The 20,159-nt window shown below is 74.1% G+C and carries 18 protein-coding genes and 1 pseudogene; 13 read left to right on the top strand and 6 right to left on the bottom strand.

The window, feature by feature from the left end; genetic code table 11:
* Window positions 1-85: 85 nt before the first annotated feature.
* The 6 genes from AB0B76_RS34735 to AB0B76_RS34710 are packed head-to-tail and all read left to right on the top strand — an operon-like array spanning window position 86 to window position 9,205.
* A complete protein-coding gene (locus AB0B76_RS34735) occupies window positions 86-979 on the top strand; it encodes a sugar ABC transporter permease (protein WP_360383292.1) in 894 nt (297 codons plus the stop codon).
* On the top strand, window positions 976-1,797 hold the full coding sequence (locus AB0B76_RS34730; RefSeq protein ID WP_360383290.1) for a carbohydrate ABC transporter permease: 822 nt from the start codon (window positions 976-978) through the stop codon (window positions 1,795-1,797). Before AB0B76_RS34735 ends, AB0B76_RS34730 begins: the two co-directional genes overlap by 4 nt.
* The gene (locus AB0B76_RS34725) at window positions 1,794-4,484 is read left to right on the top strand and encodes a family 78 glycoside hydrolase catalytic domain (protein ID WP_360383288.1); all 2,691 of its coding nucleotides are present in this window, start codon (window positions 1,794-1,796) and stop codon (window positions 4,482-4,484) included. The genes AB0B76_RS34730 and AB0B76_RS34725 overlap by 4 nt, the downstream gene beginning before the upstream one ends.
* Window positions 4,481-5,743: an extracellular solute-binding protein gene (locus AB0B76_RS34720; RefSeq protein ID WP_360383287.1), complete on the top strand. Its 1,263-nt coding sequence runs from the start codon at window positions 4,481-4,483 to the stop codon at window positions 5,741-5,743. Before AB0B76_RS34725 ends, AB0B76_RS34720 begins: the two co-directional genes overlap by 4 nt.
* 2 nt (window positions 5,744-5,745) lie before the next feature.
* The gene (locus AB0B76_RS34715) at window positions 5,746-6,954 is read left to right on the top strand and encodes a family 1 glycosylhydrolase (RefSeq protein ID WP_360383285.1); all 1,209 of its coding nucleotides are present in this window, start codon (window positions 5,746-5,748) and stop codon (window positions 6,952-6,954) included.
* A gap of 22 nt (window positions 6,955-6,976) precedes the next feature.
* Window positions 6,977-9,205 carry an alpha-L-rhamnosidase C-terminal domain-containing protein gene (locus tag AB0B76_RS34710; protein WP_360383283.1) on the top strand — a complete coding sequence of 743 codons (2,229 nt, stop codon included), beginning with the start codon at window positions 6,977-6,979 and terminating at the stop codon, window positions 9,203-9,205.
* Window positions 9,206-9,212: 7 nt separating this feature from the next.
* Here AB0B76_RS34710 and AB0B76_RS34705 read toward each other — a convergent pair whose 3' ends face one another.
* From AB0B76_RS34705 to AB0B76_RS34685, 5 genes and pseudogenes are all read right to left on the bottom strand, one after another.
* Window positions 9,213-9,575 (bottom strand): hypothetical protein, encoded by a 363-nt coding sequence (locus AB0B76_RS34705; RefSeq protein ID WP_360383281.1) that lies wholly within the window; start codon window positions 9,573-9,575, stop codon window positions 9,213-9,215.
* A gap of 70 nt (window positions 9,576-9,645) precedes the next feature.
* Window positions 9,646-9,744 (bottom strand): annotated as a pseudogene (locus tag AB0B76_RS34700) (transcriptional regulator); the annotation flags it as partial.
* A 4-nt stretch (window positions 9,745-9,748) separates the two neighbouring features.
* Window positions 9,749-10,309: a carboxymuconolactone decarboxylase family protein gene (locus AB0B76_RS34695; RefSeq protein WP_360383280.1), complete on the bottom strand. Its 561-nt coding sequence runs from the start codon at window positions 10,307-10,309 to the stop codon at window positions 9,749-9,751.
* A gap of 51 nt (window positions 10,310-10,360) precedes the next feature.
* Window positions 10,361-11,584, bottom strand: a complete 1,224-nt coding sequence (locus tag AB0B76_RS34690; protein ID WP_360383279.1) for an MFS transporter — start codon at window positions 11,582-11,584, stop codon at window positions 10,361-10,363.
* Between the two features lie 90 nt (window positions 11,585-11,674).
* On the bottom strand, window positions 11,675-12,613 hold the full coding sequence (locus tag AB0B76_RS34685; RefSeq protein ID WP_360383277.1) for a LysR family transcriptional regulator: 939 nt from the start codon (window positions 12,611-12,613) through the stop codon (window positions 11,675-11,677).
* An 83-nt stretch (window positions 12,614-12,696) separates the two neighbouring features.
* Between AB0B76_RS34685 and AB0B76_RS34680 the strand changes: the two genes are divergently transcribed.
* From AB0B76_RS34680 to AB0B76_RS34655, 6 genes are read left to right on the top strand one after another with little or no spacing between them, the layout of a single operon-like run.
* Window positions 12,697-13,818 carry an FAD-dependent monooxygenase gene (locus AB0B76_RS34680; protein WP_360383273.1) on the top strand — a complete coding sequence of 374 codons (1,122 nt, stop codon included), beginning with the start codon at window positions 12,697-12,699 and terminating at the stop codon, window positions 13,816-13,818.
* An 8-nt stretch (window positions 13,819-13,826) separates the two neighbouring features.
* Window positions 13,827-14,765 carry a VOC family protein gene (locus AB0B76_RS34675; protein WP_360383271.1) on the top strand — a complete coding sequence of 313 codons (939 nt, stop codon included), beginning with the start codon at window positions 13,827-13,829 and terminating at the stop codon, window positions 14,763-14,765.
* A 13-nt stretch (window positions 14,766-14,778) separates the two neighbouring features.
* Window positions 14,779-15,699, top strand: a complete 921-nt coding sequence (locus AB0B76_RS34670) for a fumarylacetoacetate hydrolase family protein (RefSeq protein ID WP_360383270.1) — start codon at window positions 14,779-14,781, stop codon at window positions 15,697-15,699.
* Window positions 15,696-16,391, top strand: a complete 696-nt coding sequence (locus AB0B76_RS34665) for an SDR family oxidoreductase (RefSeq protein WP_360383268.1) — start codon at window positions 15,696-15,698, stop codon at window positions 16,389-16,391. Before AB0B76_RS34670 ends, AB0B76_RS34665 begins: the two co-directional genes overlap by 4 nt.
* Window positions 16,392-16,393: 2 nt before the next feature.
* A complete protein-coding gene (locus AB0B76_RS34660; protein WP_360383266.1) occupies window positions 16,394-17,539 on the top strand; it encodes an alpha/beta fold hydrolase in 1,146 nt (381 codons plus the stop codon).
* A gap of 35 nt (window positions 17,540-17,574) precedes the next feature.
* The gene (locus AB0B76_RS34655) at window positions 17,575-18,543 is read left to right on the top strand and encodes a cyclase family protein (protein ID WP_360383264.1); all 969 of its coding nucleotides are present in this window, start codon (window positions 17,575-17,577) and stop codon (window positions 18,541-18,543) included.
* Here AB0B76_RS34655 and AB0B76_RS34650 read toward each other — a convergent pair.
* Window positions 18,536-19,300 (bottom strand): alpha/beta fold hydrolase, encoded by a 765-nt coding sequence (locus tag AB0B76_RS34650; protein WP_360383262.1) that lies wholly within the window; start codon window positions 19,298-19,300, stop codon window positions 18,536-18,538. The two genes, AB0B76_RS34655 and AB0B76_RS34650, sit on opposite strands and share 8 nt — an antisense overlap.
* Before the next feature lie 69 nt (window positions 19,301-19,369).
* On the opposite strand from AB0B76_RS34650, the gene AB0B76_RS34645 reads away from it, so the two are divergent.
* On the top strand, window positions 19,370-20,128 hold the full coding sequence (locus AB0B76_RS34645; RefSeq protein ID WP_360383260.1) for an IclR family transcriptional regulator: 759 nt from the start codon (window positions 19,370-19,372) through the stop codon (window positions 20,126-20,128).
* The last annotated feature ends 31 nt before the right edge of the window (window positions 20,129-20,159 follow it).

Genomic DNA, 20,159 nt, shown 5'->3' with positions numbered 1-20,159 from the left:
GAGCCGCGGGCTCGAACCTATGGTCGGCGTCACACATTTGGAAAACGTTGCCCACGATCTTGGTACCAATGAAACGTTTTAGAAGGTGGTTCCCATCGCATCGCTGCAAGCCCGGACCGGTCCGCCGTGGTGGTTCGCGGCGCCGGCGCTCCTGCTGTTCGCCTTCGTGGTTCTGGTGCCCAGTGCCCGGGGCGTGTACTACGCCTTCACCGACTGGGACGGCCTGTCGCCGGACCTGGCCTTCGTGGGGCTCGGCAACTTCGCCGCGATGGCCGACGACCCGAACGCGGTCCAGGCGGTCTGGCACACGCTGGTCATCGCGGTGTCCATCACGATCGTGCAGAACGGCACCGGGCTGCTGCTGGCCCTCGGGGTCAACTCGATCATCAAGTCGCGCAACGTGCTGCGGGTGTTCCTGTTCGCCCCGGCCGTGGTGACGCCGATCGTGACCGCCTACCTGTGGCGTAACCTGCTCGGCCCGGACGGCGCCGTGAACAGCCTGCTGTCCGCGGTCGGGCTCGGGTCCTGGCGGCCGGACTGGCTCGGCGACCCGCAGCTGGCGCTGTGGTCGGTGGTGGCGGTCATCGTGTGGCAGTTCTCCGGGTACTCGATGGTGATCTTTCTGGCCGGGCTGCAGTCGATTCCGAAGGAGATCTACGAGGCGGCGGCGATGGACGGCACCGGCCCGGTGCGCCGGTTCTGGTCGATCGTCCGGCCCCTGCTCGCGCCGGCGATCACCATCAACCTGATGCTGTCGATCATCGGCGGGATCAAGCTCTTCGACCAGGTGTACGCGCTCACCGGCGGCGGCCCCGGGCACGCCACCGACACCATCTCCACGCTGATCTACAAGGACGCCTTCACGCTTGGCGAGTTCGGCTACAGCATCGCCCTCGCGGTCGTCCTCACCATCATCGTGGCGGTCGCCTCGAGCGGGCAGTACCTGGTGCTGGCGCGCAACGAGCGGGCGGCGGCATGAACCGGTACCGCTGGCGGACCTTCGCCCTGGAGGCGGCGATGGTGGCCGCCGCCGCGGTCGTCGGGTTCCCGGTCTACGTCCTGGTGAACCTGGCCGTCCGGGCCCCCTCCGACACGAGCTCGCCGATCCGGCCGACCACCGCGCCGACGTTGTCGAACTTCAGCGCGGCCTGGCAGCAGGCCGGCCTCGGCGGCGCGTTGATCAATAGCGCGCTGGTCACCGCGGTCAGCGTCGCCGTCGTGCTGGCCGTCTCCGCGCTGGCCGCCTATCCGCTGGCCCGGGTCGCCGCCGCGTGGTCCCGGGGCACCTTCCTGCTCATCATGCTCGGGCTCGTGCTGCCGTTCCAGCTCGCCGCGCTCCCGTTGTACCAGACCATGCGCGACCTGGGCCTGCTCGGCTCCGTAGGGGCGCTGGTGCTGTTCTACTCCGGCCTGCAGGTGCCCTTCACGACGTTCCTGTACGTCGGGTTTCTGCGCTCGCTGCCCCGCGACTTCGAGGACGCCGCGGCCATCGACGGCGCCTCCCCGATCGGCACGTTCCGGTACGTGGTCTTCCCGATGCTCAAGCCGGTCACGGTGACCGCGCTCGTCCTGAACGCGGTGGCGGTCTGGAACGACTTCTTCACCCCGCTGCTGTACCTCAGCGGCGGCACCCAGCAGACGGTGCCGGTCGCGCTCGCGGGCTTCTTCGGCCAGTACGTCTCGGACTGGAACCTCGTCTTCGCCGCGCTGGTGATCAGCATCGTGCCGGTGCTCGCCGTGTACTTCGCGCTGCAGCGCAGCATCATCAACGGCTTCGCCGGAGGGCTGAAGGGATGAGCCTGCGCATCTACGGACTGCAGGCCGAGCAGCTGGCGGAGCCGCTCGGCGTGGACCGGCCCCGGCCGCGGCTGTCGTGGAAGCTCGACAGCGACCGGCGCGGGGCGGCCCAGTCGGCGTACCGGATCACCGCCGCCCTCCGGCGCGACGACCTCGGCGAGCCGGGCCGGCTGGTGTGGGACAGCGGGCGCCGCGAGTCCGGCGACGGGCTGCTCGTCGCCTGGGACGGACCCGTGCTGCAGTCGGCCACCCGCTACCACTGGCGGGTCGAGGCCTGGGACGAGACCGGCGCCCCGGCCGAGCCGGCGCAGAGCTGGTTCGAGACCGCGCTGCTGCACCGGGCCGACTGGGCCGCGGCCTGGATCGGCCGGGACCCGGCGGAACTGCCCCCGGTCGACCCGCCCGGCGGCGACGACGTCGCCGGGGCCGACCTCGTGCCGCCGCCGCTGCACCTGCGCCGCTCGTTCGAGCTCGACCGGCCCCCGGTCCGCGCCCGCCTCTACGCCACCGCCCGGGGCATCTACGAGCCGCGGCTCAACGGCGCCCGCGTCGGCGACCGCGAGCTGGCCCCCGGCTGGACCGAGTACCACCGGCGGCTGCAGTACCAGACCTACGACGTGACCGGGCACCTCCGGCCCGGCCCGAACGTGCTCGCCGCGGTCGTCGCCGACGGCTGGTGGAGCGGCTACGTCGGGTTCGACCCGCGCCGGGCCGCCCGGCACTACGGCGACGACCCCGCCTTCCTGGCCCAATTGGTGGTCGAGCACGCCGACGGGTCCCGGCAGGTCGTGGCCACCGACGCCGCGTGGACGGAGGGACCCGGCGCCATCGCCGGCGCCGACCTGCTCATGGGCCAGATCGTCGACGCGCGCCGGCACGTGCCCGGCTGGGACGAGCCCGGCCCCGCCGACGGGTTCCGGCCGGTCGCGGTCCTCGACGCCGAGCCCGGCCCGCTGGTCGCCGAGCCCGACCATCCGGTGCGCGTCACCGAGCAGCTCCCGGCGGCGGCGGTGCAGTGCCGCGCGCCCGGCCGGTACATCGCCGACTTCGGGCAGAACCTCGTCGGCCGGGTCCGGCTGACCCTGCGCGGTGCGCCGGCCGGGCAGCGCGTCACGGTCCGGCACGCCGAGATGCTGGCCGGCGGCGAGCTGTACACCGCCAACCTGCGCCGGGCCGCGGCGACCGACGTCTACGTCGCCGCCGGCGATCCCGTCGAGGTCTTCGAACCGCGGTTCACCACGCACGGCTTCCGCTACGCCGAGATCGACGGCCACCCCGGCGACGTCGTCGCGCAGGTCCTGCACAACGACACGCCCTTCACGGGCCGGTTCGAGTGCTCCGATCCGGTCACCAACCGGCTGTACGACAACATCCGGTGGGGGCAGCGCGGCAACTTCGTCGCCGTCCCGACCGACTGCCCGCAGCGCGACGAGCGCCTCGGGTGGCTCGCCGACGCGCAGATCTTCGCCCCGACCGCCGGCCGCAACGCCGACATCGCCGCCTTCTTCGCCCGCTGGATGCGCGACGTCGTCGACGGGCAGGACGACGGCGGGGCGTTCCGCGACGTCGCCCCGGTCGTCACCCTCGACCGCGAGGCCGCCCCGGCCTGGGGCGACGCCGGCGTGATCATTCCCTGGTACCTGTGGCGCACCTACGGCGACCGGCAGGCGCTGGAGCACGCGTACCCGGCCATGAAGGCCTGGATCGCGCACGTCCGCCGGCACAACCCGGACCTGCGGTGGCGCCGCCGGGCCGGCAGCACCTACGGCGACTGGCTGCAGATCGGCGCCGACACCCCGCGGGAGGTGCTGGCGACCGCCTACTTCGCCCGCAGTACCGCGATCGTCGCCGACGTCGCCGCCGTGCTCGGCCACGCGGCGGAGGCGGCCGAGCACCGCGCACTGCACACCGCGATCCGGCAGGCGTTCGTCGACTCCTACGTCAGCGCCGACGGCACCGTCGCCGGCGAGACCCAGACCGCGTACCTGCTCGCCCTCGGCTTCGGCCTGCTGCCCGAGGATCTCGTCGCGGCGGCGGCCGAGCACCTCGCGGCCGACATCGAGCGGCGCGGCCACCGGCTCACGACCGGCTTCGTCGGAGTACCGCTGCTGGGCCCGGTCCTGACCGGGCACGGCCGGCCCGACCTCGCCTACGCGCTGCTGCACCAGGACGCGTTCCCGTCCTGGGGCTACTCGATCCGCCACGGCGCCACCACCATCTGGGAGCGCTGGGACGGCTGGACCGAGCACGACGGCTTCCAGGCCGACGCCATGAACTCCTTCAACCACTACAGCCTCGGCAGCATCGGCGACTGGCTGTTCGGCCGGGTCGCCGGCATCGACCAGGCCCCCGGCTCGGTGGCCTACCGGGAGCTGCTGCTGCGCCCGACCCCGGGCGGCCGGCTCACCTGGGCCCGCGCGGAGCAGGACACCGCCCGCGGCCGGGTCGCCTGCGGCTGGGCCGTCACCGACGACCGGATCACCGTGACCGCCACGGTGCCACCCGGCAGCACCGCCGTGCTCGAACTGCCCACGGCCGACCCGGCAAGCGTCCGCGAGGACGACCGGCCGGTCGACACCCAGCCGGGGGTACTCCGGGCCGGACCGTCACCCAGCGGCCTCACCGTGGGCCTGACGTCCGGCCGCTACACCTTCACCGCCGCCGCACCCCTCAGGGAGACATCATGAAACGACACGCACTCGTGGCGGCCGCGGCCGCCGCCGCCGTCGTGGCCCTCGCCGCCTGCAGCAGTGGAACCAACGCAGGATCCGGCGGTACCGACACCAAGACCATCACCCTCGCCTCCGTCGACCAGGGCTCCATCGAGGACGTCGTCAAGGCCTTCGAGGCCGCCAACCCCGGCGTCAAGGTCCGCTACACCACCAGCGGCGCCGACCAGTACCAGCAGCAGATCCGCACCCAGCTCGCGTCCGGGACGGCTCCCGACGTCATGACGGTCTGGCCCGGCAACGGCAACCCGGGCGCCACCTACGTGCTCGCCAAGCCCGGCTATCTGCTGGACCTGTCCGACCAGCCCTGGGTGGCCAAGCTCCCCGCCGGGCTCAAGGGCGTCACCCAGTTCCAGGGCAAGACCTACAACGCGGTCTTCGGCCTCAACGGCATCGGCGCCGTCTACAACCAGCAGGCCCTCGACCAGGCCCAGCTCAAGCCGCCGACCACGTGGACCGAGCTGCTCACCTTCTGCCGCGCCGCGGCCGGCAAGGGTACGCCCGCGTTCGCGCTCGGCATCCAGGACAACTGGGTCACCCAGCTCGCCCTGTACGCGCTCGTCGCCACCCTCGTCTACGGCCCCGACCGTGACTTCGACACGAAGATGCAGAGCGGCTCGGCGACGTTCGCCCGGTCCCCGTGGACGACGGCGATGGCCAAGTACCAGGAGATGAACGGCGCCGGCTGCTTCCAGAAGAACCCGCTGGGCACCAGCTACGAGGCCAGCCAGGAGCTCGCCGCCTCCGGCAAGACCCTCGGCATCATCCAGGGCAACTGGGTCGTCGCCCTGCTCAAGGGCAAGAACCCGGCCGCGTCGTTCGTGCTGAAGGCCCTGCCGGCCACCGACACCCCGGCGACGTTCGTGATGCCCGCCGCGGCCGGCGCCGGCTACGGCGTCAACGCCAAGACCAAGAACAAGGAGCTGGCCCTGAAGTTCGTCAGCTACATCATGTCGCCGGAGGGCATGAAGGTCTTCAACGGCAAGCAGGGCAGCCTGCCGGCGATCCCGGACAACGGCTCCGGCGCGGACCCGGCCTTCACCGAGCTGACCACGTTCCTGAAGGACAACCGGACGGTCCCGTTCATGGACCAGCTGTGGCCGAACGCCAAGGTCCAGCAGACCATGCTCTCCGGCCTGCAGGAGATCTTCAGCGGACAGTCCACTCCGGACAAGGTCCTGGCCGCGATGGACGCCGACTACAAGGCCGGCGCCTGACCGTGCAGCGGTTCCCGGACGGCTTCCTCTGGGGCGCGGCGACGTCCGCGCACCAGGTGGAAGGCGGCAACACCAACAACGACTGGTGGGACTTCGAGCAGGCGCCGGGCACCACGGCCGCGGAGTCCTCCGGCGACGGCATCGACCACCTGCACCGCTACGCGGAGGACTTCGAGTTGCTGGCCGCGCTCGGCCACAACACGCACCGGCTGTCGCTGGAGTGGTCGCGGATCGAGCCCGCGCCCGGCAGGTACAGCGCCGCGGCGATCGCCCACTACCGAAGGGTACTGACCGCGCTCGCCGCCGCCGGCCTGACCGCGTTCGTGACGCTGCACCATTTCACGCTGCCGAGGTGGCTCGCCGCCGCCGGCGGCTGGCTCGCCCCCGGCGCCGCCGACCGTTTCGAGCGCTACTGCCGGCACGTCACCGCGGAGCTCGGCGAGCTCATGCCGTTCGTGTGCACCATCAACGAACCACAGATGATCGCCCTGCACGGCTACCTCGAGGGCTACCACCCGCCCGGGATCAGCAACCCGGTGCTGTGGCAGCGGGTCGGCCGGGTGCTGCTGGGCGCGCACCACACCGCCGTGCGGGCGGTCCGCGAGGCCGGCGGCGGCCGGTGCCGCACCGGGCTCGCCGTACAGCTGCCGCTGCTGGCCCCCGCGCGGGACGACGACGCCAGCCGGGCCCTGCACCGGCTGCTGCAGCACGAGATCGTCGACCTGTACCTGGACGGTCTGGCCGGGCCGGACGGCGGCGACTGGCTCGGCGTGCAGTACTACCGCAAGCAATGGGTCGACCCGGCGCTGCCCGGCCGGTTCGGCGAACCACCACCGGACGTCCAGCGCACCCAGATGGGCTGGGCCGTCCACCCGGACGGCCTGCGGCAGATCCTGCACCACGCCGCCGCCCGGACCGACCTGCCGCTGTACGTCACCGAGAACGGCATCGCCACCGAGGACGACACCGAACGGGTGCGGTACCTGCGCACGCACCTCGCCGCCGTCGCCCGGGCCCTCGCCGAAGGCGTCGACGTCCGCGGATACCTGCACTGGTCGGCCTTCGACAACTTCGAATGGGCCGAGGGGTACCGCCCGAAGTTCGGCCTCATCGCCATCGACCACGCGCGGGACTTCGCCCGCGTACCCAAGCCCAGCGCGCACACCTTCGCCCGGATCGCCGCCACCGGCCGCCTCGACGCGACCCCCTGACGGCCCACGAGAAGGAGTCTCGATGCATCGATCCAAGCTCACCCGCCTGCTCGTCGCCTGCGCGGTCGGCGCCACCACGGTCGTCGCCACGCCGGCGGCGGCCGACGCCGCCCCGGAGCCGGCGTGGCACAGGTACGTCCTGGGGCCGGCGGCGCCGACCGTGACCCCGGTGCGGGCCGAGGGCCGCGGCGACGTCACGCGGCCCGACGCGCTCGTGTCCGGCCACGGCCGGGCCGCCACGCTCACCACCGTCGCCGGGGCGACGCCCGCCTCGGTCCTGCTCGACTTCGGCCGTGACATCGCCGGGACGCCCGGCATCGACGTCACCGCCGTGACCGGCGCGCCGACGCTCACCCTCGTCACCGGGGAGGCGCGACAGTACCTGCGCCGCCCCGCCGCCACCACCGTCGCCGCCCCGGCCACCGCCGGCGCCACCGTGGTCACGCTCGCCTCCGCGGCCAACCTGGAGGCCGGCAACACCATCACGTTCGGCACCGGCGCGACGGCGCAGACCAGCACCATCACCGCCTTCGACACCACCGCCGCGACCGTCACCGTCGGCCCGGCGCTGGCGCAGGACGTGCCGGCCGGGACGGCCGTCACCACCAGCCCCGGCGCGCCCGCCTCCGACGAGTCGCGCGGCCTGGCCGGGGTCGGCGGGCCGGACACGTTCCAGCCCACCGCCGCGGGCCGGCTCACCGGCGGCTTCCACGGCGGGTTCCGGTTCATCCTGCTGACCCTGGCCACCCCCGGCTCCGTCACCATCGCCGGGGCCGGCGTGGACTTCCAGGCGTACCGCGCCACCCCGGCCGACTACCGTGGCTGGTTCCTGTCCAGCGACGACCAGCTCAACCGCATGTGGTACTCCGGCGCCTACACCCTGCAGCTCGACATCAAGCCGGCCGGGCTCAACGGCCTGCCCGAGACCCGCATCTACGACGGGGCCAAGCGCGACCGCAGCATCTGGACCGGCGACCTGCTCGTGCAGGCGCCCACCGCGATCAGCACGCTCGGGCCGCCCGGGGCCGACGCCGTGCGCTCCTCGCTCGACGTGCTGCTCGCCACGCAGCGCGCCGACGGGGCCCTGCCCGGGTCGCCGGACTTCGGCAAGGGCCGGAACCCGGCCGGGTCGCCGTTGTTCTACTCGAACAACTACTCCGGCTACGGGGCCCGCGCCGTCATCGACTACTACCGGTACACCGGCGATGCCGCCTACGCCACCGCCGCGCTGCCCGCCCTGCGCCGGGAGCTCGCCTACAACGACACGTTCCTGGACGCCAACCATCTGGTCGTGTCCAACGACCGCGACTTCTGGCAGGCCACCCAGACCGGCGAGGTCACCAAGTACAGCATCGACTACCACGTCCTGCTGCGCGAGATGGCGTGGCTGGAGCGCCGCCTCGGCTCGGCCGACGCGGCCGCCGCCGACGACGCCAAGGCCGATGCGATAAAGGCCGCGGTCAACGAGCGGCTGTGGAGCCCGGCCCTCGGCGCCTACGGCCAGAGCAGCGACCACCCCGACGTGCTCGTCGAGGACGCCAACGCCCTGGCGCTGCAGTACGGCATCGTCCCGGCCGAGCGCCGCGCGAGCGTGCTCGACGCGCTGCGGCGGTTGTGGACCCCGTACGGCGCGATCCTCGGGCCGGGCCTGCAGGACCCGACCGGGCACACCATCGAGCCGTTCGGCAACGGCATGGAGACGGCCGGGCGCTTCGCCGTGCAGGACACCACGGGCGCGCTCGAGCTGATGCGCCGCACGTGGGGGCCGATGGTGGACCCGGGCAACCCGCTGTACACCGGCGGGCTGTGGGAGTTCAAGAACTCCAGCGGCGGCGTCAACCGCGCCACCGCGAGCCTCGCGCACGGCTGGGCCGCCTCGCCCACCGTCCAGCTCACCGAGCAGGTGCTCGGCGTGAGCCCGGTCGGCCCCGGGTACGCGACCTGGCGCATCCAGCCGCACACCGGCGGCCTGACCTGGGCCCAGGGTGCGGTACCGACGCAGTACGGCACCATCACCGCGAGCTGGGCCTCGATCCTGTTCGGCCAGCTCGTGGCCCTGCAGGCGGACACGCCGGCGGGTACCACCGGGACCATCGCCGTGCCGGCCACCGCCCGGACCGTGGTGACCGTGAACGGCCGTGTCGTGTGGGAGCACGGGCACGGCCACGGGTACCAGGCGGCGCTCGCCGACGGCTACGTCCAGCTCACCGTGCCGGGCGGCAGGTATACGGTCGCGGCGGTGGGCCGGTGACCGCCGCTCACCGGGCGAGCGCGCGGGCGTGGTCGCGCGTCGTGTCGTCCATCGGGAAGAAGCACTCGATGCGCAGCTCCTGCAGGGTGACGTCCTGCGCCGTGCCGAGCGTCGTCACGGTCGAGAAGTAGCCGAGGCGCCGGCCGTCGCGGGCGTACCAGATCGGCACGACCGGCAGGACCGGCACGGTGACGTCCAGGGAGCGCAGTGAGGCGGGGACACCGGGGTAGGCCAGCACCTCCCGCAGGATGTGCTGGGCCCGCTCGTCGGTGGCCCCGCCCACCGCCTCGCGCCGCACCCGGCGGACCAGGGCCTCGCACACGTCGGGCCAGTTCTGCACGTGTTCCCGGACGCCGTCCGGGTGGAACATCCGGCGCGGGCACCTCGGCCAGCCGCAGCACCATGGCCCGGGACGGGCTCGCGCGGCCGGTCTCGATGAAGGACAGGTGCCGCAGCGAGACGGCCGACTCCGCGGACAGCGCCAGCTGACTGAGCCCGCGGGCGGCTCGCCAGCGCTTGAGGAGCGGGCCGACGGTCATCGCCTCAGTATTCCGGGTCCCACGCGTGCTCGCGGTACTGATCCTGCAGCGCGGCGTCCGCGAACGTCGCCGTGTAGTTGGTCATCGTGGAGATCGCCACCCCGGCCACCACGTCGAGGACCCGGGCCCGGTCGAAGCCGGCCGCGACGAACGCGTCCGTGTCCGCCGCCCCGAGCCGGCCGCGCTTGGCGACCAGCGCCCGGGTCAGCGCGGAGAGGGCCCGCAGCCGCGGGTCGGCGGGGGACCGCCGCCGCCGGATCGCCTCGACGTCGGCGGGCGGCACCCCGTCCTGGAGCGCTTCGAGCGTGTGGAAGGCCATCGCCCAGGTGCATACGTTGGCGACGGCGTTCGACAGCAGCAGCAGCACCTGGCGCTCGGCCGGCGTGAACGGGGTCTCGCCGCGGAAGTGACCGAACGCCGCGAAGAAGGAGTGCAGCAGCGCGGGCGAGTCCGCCATCGCCGCGGCCGTGCTCGGTACGAACCCGAAGGCCTCCTGCAGGTGGGCCAGTTGCGGCCGGGCCCAGCCGGGCGCGGTGTCGAGCGTGTGGACCGCTTGGTTCGTCATACCCTCGACACTGCGCCCGCGGCTGCGGCGGAACAATTCCCTCCGAGGTAGCTATGCATGGGGGCCCGCCGACGCCTCGGCGGGGACGGCGAGCGTGTCGGTACGGTCGAGCGGGGCCGCGCCGCGGGGGAGCAGCAGGGTGGCGACGGCGAGCACGGCGGAGATCCCGGCGAGCACGCCGAGCGCCGGCTGCAGGCCGCCGGCGGCGGCGCCGAACGCGGCGATCAGCAGCGGGGACAGGAACTCGCCGAGGAACAGGAAGCCGGTCCACAGGCCGGTGCCGCGGCCCCGCTGCGCGAACTCGAGCCGGTTGATGGCCCAGGTGACGAGCACCGGCAGCAGCAGGCCGGTGCCGGCGCCGGTGATGACCGCGCCGACGGTGACGACGGGGATGTCCGGGCTGAGCGCGACGACGGCCAGGCCGGCCGCGGCGACCCCGAAGGCGATCGGCAGCAGCTGGCGGGGCGTGCGCCCGGAGAGCCTCGCGAACGACGCCGAGCCGGCCGCGGTGGCCAGCGACATCGCCGCGCTGAGGGCGCCGATGGTCGCGGTCGCGGTCACGCCGATGTCGTCGAGGACGAACGACAGCTGCACGATGAGGGCGTAGAACACGACGCCGCCGACGAGGGTCACCAGGCACGGGACGAGCAGGGTGCGCCAGGGCAGCGGCGGCAACCGCCGCTGCGGGGCCGCCGCGGCCGGGCGCTCGGGCTGCCACAGGGAGCGGATCATGGGTACCGCGAGGGGGACGGCGACGGCGTAGAGCCAGAACGGGGTCCGCCAGCCGGATGAGCCGAGCGCGCCGCCGACGGCCAGGAACACGGTCGCGGACAGGGTCGCCACGAGCGTCTGCAGGCCGAGGTACCGGCTGCGGCGCGGCCCCGTCCAGTAGTCGGCGATGAGCGTGGTGCAGCACGTCATGATCGCCGCCTCGCACAGGCCGACGAGCACGCGGCTCGCGATGATGGCGCCGAGCGACGGCAGGTACAGCGGCGCGGTGCCGGCGATCGCGTAGACGAACATGGCCACGATGAGCAGCCGCTTGCGGTCGAGGCGGTCGACGACGACGCCGGCGAACGGGGCGGTGAGGCCGATGACGAGGGCCGGCACCGTGAGCACGACGGGCACGAGCACATCGGCGCCGGGCACGGCCGCGAACCGGTCCTGCATCTGGGGCAGTACCGGGGCGATGAGCACGGCGCCGAGCACGGACAGGCAGCTTCCGGCCAGCAGCAGGGCGAGTTGGACCCGACCGGCCTGACGGGGTGCGGACATGGCGGGACGCCTTTCGGGGCGGCGACGGAGTGCGAGCACTATCGGCACGCGGGGCCGCCCGGAGGAAGTGCGAATCGCCGATGGTCGCCATCAGCCGGGCTGATGGGCACCGCCGAGCTCCGCGCCCGCGGCCGCGAAGACGGAGCGCAGCCAGGCGTGGGCCGGGTCGTTGCGGTACATCGGGTGCCACCACAGCGCCTCGGTGAGCGGCACGACCTCGAACGGGCAGGGCAGCACCCGCACCCCGGCCGGCTCGGCGAGGCGCCGGGCGAGCTGCTGCTGGATCAGCGCCACCCGGTTGGTCCCGGCGACCAGGAACGGCATGGGCAGGAACCCGTCGACGACCACCTCGACGCGCGGCTCGACGCCGATCATGCTCAGCTGCCGGGCGGCCGGCGCGAACGCCGTCGGCCCGTTGAACAGCACGACCCAGCCCATCTCCCCGAGCTGGCGCAGCGTGAGCGCGTCGCCGACGTCCGGGTTGCCGGCCGAGACGATGCACACCCAGTGATCCGTGTAGAGGTCCAGGTACGGCAGGTCGGTGAGGAAGCCGTGCGGGATGATCAGCCCGTCGGCGGTGCGCAGGGTGTCCGGGGCGTGGTCGACCGCCTCCGGCGAGGTCTGGCGCAGGTGCAGCCGCACCCCGGGGGCCTGCTCGGCGAGCCGGCGGGTGACGTGCGGGCCCAGCACGGTCGCGGCGTAGTCCGAGCTCACCACGGTGAACTCGCGGACCAGCGAGCTCGGGTCGAACTCGGCCGTCGCGTCGAACACCCGGCGCACCCCGGCCAGCGCCGGCGCGGTCAGGACGGCCAGCTGCGCGGCCAGCGGCGTCAGCTCGTAGCGGTTGCCGACCCGGTTGAGCAGCGGATCGCCGAAGTGGCGGCGCAGCCGGGCGAGGGCGGCGCTCACCGCGGGCTGGCTGACCCCGAGCGCCTGCGCGGTGCGCGTGACGTTGCGTTCGCGCAGCAGCGTATCGAGGCTGACCAGCAGGTTCAGGTCGAGGTTGGCCAGGACCCGGTCCGCCGTCATCGGCCCAGCATAAACACCGGTGATGCCCACCATCAGCAAGTGCTGGCTACCTGATACCCGGGTGATCTCGCACAGTTGTGCCCATGCCAGCAGTTCGTAACGTGCTCGTAATCGGCGCCGGGGCCGCGGGTACCGCGACCGCGATTCTCCTCGCCGAGGGCGGCGTCTCCGTCGACCTGGTCGACATCAAGCCCGGCGCCGGCGCCGTGGGCTCCGGCATCACCCTGCAGGGCAACGCCCTGCGCGTCCTGCGCCGGCTCGGCGTCTGGGACCAGGTGCGGGCGGAGGGCTACGGGTTCGACACCCTGGGGCTGCGCGCGCCGGACCCGCACGGGACGCTCATCGCCGAGCTCACCGACCACCGCACCGGCGGCCCGGACCTGCCGGCCACGGTCGGCATGTACCGGCCGGCGCTGGCACGGATCCTGACCGACCGCGCGGTCGCGGCGGGCGCCAAGGTCAGCTACGCCACCACCTGCACCGGCCTGGACCCGGACGGTGGCGTCACGTTCGCCGACGGGTCCACGGCCCGGTACGACCTGATCGTCGGGGCCGACGGGGTGCGCTCCTGGACCCGCGGCGCGCTCGGCATCGACCTGGCAACGCGACCCGTCGGCATGGGCATCTGGCGGGCGTTCACGCCGCGGCCCGCGAGCGTGACCCGCACCGACCTGTACTACGGCGGCCCCAGCTACATCGCCGGGTACTGCCCGACCGGCGCCGGCTCGCTGTACGCGTACGTGGTCGAGGAGGCCCAGGACCGCAGCGCGCTCGGCCCGGAGGAGTCCCTCGCCGTCATGCGCGGCCTGGCCGAGGCGTACCACGGCCCGTGGGACGACATCCGCCCGCTGCTGACCGACCCGTCCCGGGTGAACTACACCCGGTTCGAGAGCCACGTGCTGCCGGCCCCGTGGAACCGCGGCCGGGCCGTGCTCATCGGCGACGCCGCCCACACCTGCCCGCCCACGCTCGCGCAGGGCGCGGCCCAGGCCCTCGAGGACGCGGCCGTGCTCGCCGAGCTCCTCCTGGGCGCCGACCGGCTCGACGACACGCTGTGGCAGGCGTTCACCGACCGCCGGTACGAGCGGGCCAGGACGGTCGTCGAGGCCTCGCTGCAGCTGGCCCGCTGGCTGCTGGACCGCGAGCGCGGCGACGTACCCGGCCTCATGGCCCGCATCGCCCACCTCGTCAGCGAACCCGCGTAAGGAAACCGATGTCAGAGCGGCTCATCACGCACCTGCGGCACGTCGACCTCGCCGTGCCCGACTACGACCGGCAGCTGGACTTCTACACCACGATGTGGGGCCTGACCCCGGAGACGACCGGCGACGGCATCGCCTTCCTCGCCGCCGCCGGCTCGCCCGAGCAGTACTCGGTGCGCCTGCGCCGGGCCGGCGAGAAGCGCCTCGACCTCATCTCCTTCGGCGCGGCGAACGCGGCCGACGTCGACGCCCTCGCCGAGCGGCTCGGCCGCGACGGTGTGCGGCTCGTCGGCGAGCCGGGCCCGCTGCAGACCCCCGGCGGCGGGTACGGCTTCCGCTTCTTCGACGTCGACGGGCGCACGGTCGAGGTCTCCAGCGACGTCGCCGTCCGGGTCCACCGCAAGGTCGAGGAGGGCGAGTCCATCCCGGTCAAGCTCTCCCACGTGGTGGTCAACGGGCCGAACCCGGAGGCGACGGTCGCGTTCTACGAGCGGCACCTCGGCTTCGCGCTGTCCGACACGCTCACCTCGCCGCACCTGGGCTCGGTGATGTGGTTCCTGCGCACGAACCGGTACCACCACAGCCTCGCCATCGCCCGCGGCCCGCACGTGTCGCTGCACCACGCCTCGTTCGAGCTGCGCGGCCTGGACGAGTACATGCGCGGCACCGGGCGGCTGCTGCGCGCCGGCGTCGAGAAGGTCTGGGGGCCGGGCCGGCACATGGCCGGCAACAACACCTTCAGCTACTTCCTCGACCCGCACGGCAACACCGTCGAGTACACCACCGAGCTGGAGGAGCTCGACGAGGACACCTGGCACCCGCACCTCTACGACTTCTCCGACCCGATGGTCACCGACCAGTGGGGCACCGCGAACCCGATGAGCGAGTTCGTCGCCAAGCGGTCGTTCAACGACCCCGACCGCGGCGTCTTCGTCGCTCCCCCCGTCTGATGGGCGCGGTCTGATGCGGCTCGCGACCTACCGCCACGCCGGGCGGGACCGCGCCGGTGTCGTCGCCGTCGAGCGGGTCCACCCGTTCGACGGCCTCGACATGCGCGGCGTCGTCGCGCTCGGCCTCGACGCCGCGCTGGAGGCCGGCGAGCGGGCGCTGCGGCTCGACGGCGTCCCGCTGGACGAGGTGCGGCTGCTGGCGCCGATCCGGCCGGCGAGCATCCGGGACTTCGTGGCCTTCGAAGAGCACGTGGAAGGTGTACGGCGAAGCGTCGACGGCGCCCGCGGAGTGCCCGACGCGTGGTATGACGCCCCCACGTTCTACTTCACCAACCCGCACACCGTCATCGGCCCGGACGACGCGGCCGCCTTCCCGGCCGCGTGCGCCGCCCGCGACTTCGAGCTGGAGGTCGCCGCCGTCGTCGGGCCCGGGGCGATCTTCGGGTACACCATCCTCAACGACTGGTCGGCGCGCGACCTGCAGAGCCGGGAGATGCAGGTGCGCCTGGGCCCGGCCAAGGGCAAGGACTTCGCGACCACCCTGGGCCCGTGGATCGTCACCGCCGACGAGCTCGAGGGCCGGCGCGACGCCGACGGCTTCCTGGACCTGCGCTGCACCGCGTCGGTCAACGGCGTCGAGGTCGGCCGCGACCGGCTGGCCAACATGGGCTGGACGTTCGAGACGCTGCTCGCCTACGCCGCCCGCGACAGCCGCGTCGTGCCCGGCGACGTCCTGGGCTCGGGCACCGTGGGCAACGGCGGCTGCCTGGCCGAGCTGTGGGGCCGCCACGGCGCCGCCGCCCCGCCGCCGCTGCGGCCCGGCGACGTCGTGACGCTCACCGTCGAGGGCCTCGGCACCCTCACCAACACGGTCGCCGTCGCCCCGCCGGCCCCGCCGCTGCCCGCGTTCCGCCGCCCCGGCGGCCGCCGGTGAGCGTGGTCGTGACCGGGGCCGCCTCCGGCATCGGGGCCGCGGTCGCCGCCGCCCTCCCCGGCGCGATCGCGCTCGACGTCGCGCCCGCCGACGGCGTGCGCCCCTTCGACGTCACCGACGCGTCGGCGTGGGCCGCGCTCGCCGGGGAGCTGCGCGCCGACCCGCCGCGCGGCCTGGTCCACTGCGCCGGCACGACCCTCCGGGCCCGCCTCGGCGAGGTGACCGCCGAGGCGTTCGCGGGCGTCCATGCGGTGAACGTCCTCGGGCCGCTGCTGGGCATCCAGGCCCTGGCCCCGCTCATGCCGCCCGGCGCGTCGATCGTCGTCGTCGGCTCGCTCGCCGCCCTGCAGGGCCACTACCCGGTGGCCTACACGACAAGCAAGTGGGCGGTGCGCGGGCTGGTCCGCGCGGCGAGCCTCGAGCTCGGCCCGCGCGGCATCCGGGTCAACGCGGTGCACCCCGGCTTCATCGACACGCCGATGACCGCCTCCGCCCCGGCGGCGTTCCGGGCCGCGGCCATCGCCGAGACGCCGCTGGGCCGCGCCGGCACCGCCGCCGAGGTCGCCGCCGTCGTGCGGTTCCTGCTCACCGACGCCGCCGCCTTCGTCACCGGCGCCGAGATCCCCGTCGACGGCGGCGCATCCGGCCACGGCGGCGCCAAGTCCGTGTCCGACGCTCTCCGAAAGGCCTGACCGTGTTCGAGTACTTCCCCGGCAACTACGTGTGGAACCTGGGCGTCGTCGCCACCCTCAACAGCGGTGGCCTCATCGACGAGGTCGACCGCGCCTGCCGCCCCATCCGGGAGCTGGCCGCGCGGGGGTCCGACGTCGGCACCCGCGAGTTCATGGCCGCCTGGACCGCCGTCGCCGAGGACCTGGCCGCGCAGGCCGGGGCCGACGAGAAGGCCGGGCACCGGCGTACGGCGGGGCAGAAGTACCGCCGCGCCACCAACTATCTCGTCCAGGCCGAACGGATGCAGCGCGCCCACGCCCCGGACCGCAACGTGGTGTACCGCCGCTGCCTCGACCTGCAGCAGAAGGTGTTCGACCTGATCGACCCGGCCACCACCCGGGTCGCCGTGCCGTTCGAGAGCACGACGCTGCCCGCGTACTTCACGAACGCCGGCGGCACCGCGCCGTGCATCGTCATGTGGAACGGCCTCGACTCGACCAAGGAGCACATGTACGCCTCCAGGTTCGCCGAGGAGCTCGCCGCCCGGGGCATCTCCACCCTCATGGTCGACTGCCCCGGCAGCGGCGAGGCGCTGCGGCTGCAGGGCCTGACCGCGCGGGCGTCCACGGAGGACTGGGCCGCCGCCTGCGTCGACTACCTGCAGGGCCGCGACGACGTCGACCCCGGACGGATCGGCCTGGTCGGCTGGTCGCTGGGCGGCTACTACGCGCCCCGCGCCGCCGCGTTCGAGCCGCGGCTCGCGCTGTGCGTCGCGTGGGGCGCCAACCACGACTGGGGCGCGGTGCAGCGGCGCCGGCTGGAGCGCGAGGGCGAGAACCCGGTCCCGCACTACTGGGACCACGTGCTGTGGGTCTGGGGCGAGACCGACCTCGACACGTTCATCGGCAAGGCCGAGGCGGTGAACCTCGACGGCGTCGTCGAGCGGATCGCGGTGCCGTTCCTCGTCGTGCACGGCGAGAACGACCGGCAGATCCCGCTGCGGTACGCGCACCGCTCCTACGAGCAGGCCGTCAACAGCCCCCGGCGCGAGCTGCGCGTCTTCACCGCGGCCGAGGGCGGCGCCGAGCACATCGGCCTCGACCACCTCCCGCACGTGAGCGTCTTCATCGCCGACTGGATCGCCGACGTCCTCGGAGCCCGCGCATGAGCGGCCCGGCCCCTATGCGAGGCGGAGGTGTCGGCATGAGCCTCGACCGCACCGACCCGGAGGGCGCCATCCGCGCGGCCGCCGCAGAGTGCTCCAACTGGAACCGGTGGGGCGCCGGCGACGTACGCGGCACGATGAACTTCCTCACCGGGGAGAAGCGGCGGCAGGGCGCGGCCCTCGTGCGGCGCGGCGTGTCGTTCTCGCTGGCGCAGCGCTTCGACATGGACGGGCCGCAGAAGGGCTGGCGGCGGCGGACCAACCCGGTGCACACGATGCTCGACACCGGTACCGATGCGGCGGCCGGCATCCAGGGCTTCCCGCACGGGCTCGGCGGCGCCGACGACGTCATCAGCATGCCGCTGCAGTGCTCGACCCAGTGGGACGGGCTCGGGCACATCTTCGACCACGGGCTCGCCTGGAACGGCCGCCCGGCCGGCGAGGTGGTCACCAGCCTCGGCGACAGGGTCACCGGCATCGAGACCGTCGCGGACGTCATCGCCGGCCGGGCGGTCCTGCTCGACGTCGGGCGCGCGTTCGGCAGCGGCGGGGAACTGCCCGACGGGTTCGCCATCACCGAGGAGCACCTGCGCGCCACGGCCGTGCGGCAGGGTCCCTCCGCGGCGGTCGGCCGCGGCGACCTCGTCCTCGTGCGCACCGGCCAGCTCACCCGGGCCCGCCGCGACGGCTGGGGCGACTACGACGGCGGGGCCGCCCCCGGGCTGTCGTTCACCACCGCCGGCTGGCTGCACCGAACCGAGATCGCCGCGATCGCCACCGACACGTGGGGCTTCGAGGTGCGGCCGAACGAGTTCGACGCCGCGTTCCAGCCGCTGCACCAGGTCGCCATCCCGCACATCGGGCTGTTCATCGGCGAGATGTGGGACCTCGACGCGCTCGCGGAGGACTGCGCCGCCGACGGTGTCTACGACTGCTGGCTGACCGCGGCGCCGATCCCCGTCACCGGCGCGGTCGGCGCCCCGGTCAACCCCATCGCGGTCAAATGACCTCACGCAGCAGCGCCGCGACCGCCGCCGGACGTTCGGCCGGGGCGAGGTGGGCCACCCCGTCCAGCACGACGAGGCGGCCGTGCCGGACCCCGGAGGCGATCTCGGCGAGGCCCGCCGTCGGGGTGACCCGGTCGTCGCCGCCCGCGACGGCGACGACCGGCACGTCGATCCCGGCCAGCCGCGTCCGCACGTCGAAGCCGGCCAGCGCCTCGCACACCCCGGCGTAGCCGGCCGCGTCGGCCGCGCGCAGGGCGTCGAGCAGCGCGCCGGCGACGACCGGCTCCCGGGCCGCGAAGCCGGGGGCGAACCAGCGCCCGGCGGAGGCCTCGACGAGCGCGGCGGTGCCCCGGGTCCGGACCGTCGCCGCGCGCTCGTGCCAGCCCGCGGCCTCGCCGATGCGGGCCGCGGTGCACAGCAGCGCCGCGGCGGTGACCCGCCGCGGGGCGTCGAGGAGCAGCTGCAGCCCGACGGCGCCGCCGGCGGAGACCCCGGCGTAGCCGAACGCGGCCCCGGGCCGGAGCCGGTCGGCCAGGCCGAGCACCCCGCGGGCCAGGTCGGCGACGCCGAACGCGGCCGTCGGTGGGGCGCCGCGGCCGTGCCCGGGCAGCTCCCAGCCCACGACGTGGTACGCGCCCCCCAGCTCGTCCACGCAGCGCGACCACAGCGCCTCGGCCGACGTGCCCAGGGACGGGCCGAGCAGCAGCAGCGGCCGGTCGGGTACGTCGGCCAGCACGACTCCGGTCAGGTCACCCACCCCGGCACCATAGACACGGCGCCGGGGTTGGTGCGAGAGTCGGTTTCCGATGAGCGGAAGAGGTGGCGGGTGACGGCGAGCGTGACGTCGCGGGCGCTGGACGTGCTCGGCGCGTTCGACGGCGACCACCGCAGCCTGACGCTGAGCGAGCTGGCGCGGCGGGCCGGGCTGCCGCTGACGACCGCGCACCGGCTGGCCGGCGAGCTGTGCCGGTGGGGCGCGCTGCACCGCCGGGCCACGGGGGAGTACGTCATCGGACGGCGCCTGTGGGACCTCGGCCTGCTCGCCCCGGTGCCGACCGGCCTGCGCGAGGCCGCCTCGCCGTTCCTGCACGACCTGTACGCGGCCACGCTCGCGACGGTCCACCTCGCGGTCGCCGACGGCGCCCAGGCGCTGTACGTGGACCGGATCTCCGGCAACGCGACGGTGCCGATCGTCAGCAAGGTCGGCTCCCGGCTGCCCATGCACGCGACCGGGGTCGGCAAGGTGCTGCTCGCCCACGCCGAGCCGGACGTCCTGGCCGCGGCGCTCGGGGCGCTGACCCGGATCACGCCGTACACCGTCGTGCGCCCCGACCGGCTCCTCGAGCAGCTGCGGCGGGTCCGGGCCGACGGGTACGCCACGACCGCCGAGGAGATGAGCGCCGGCGCCTGCTCGGTGGCGGTGCCGGTGCGCGGCCCCGGCGGCGAGGTCGTCGCGGCCCTCGGGATCGTCGTGCCGGACCTGCGCCGCCAGCAGCAGCGGCTCGTGGCCGCGCTGCGCGTCGCGGCCCAGGGCATCGGCCGCACCCTCCCGCCGGCGCCGCCGCAAGCTCCGGCGCCGGCGTGAGCACGGTGCTCATGGTGAGCGGCCCCTCCGC

The sequence above is a fragment of the Dactylosporangium sp. NPDC049140 genome (genome assembly GCF_040648435.1).
The sequence above is the reverse complement of the archived record's forward strand: the minus strand, read 5'-3'. Positions and strand labels throughout refer to the sequence as shown.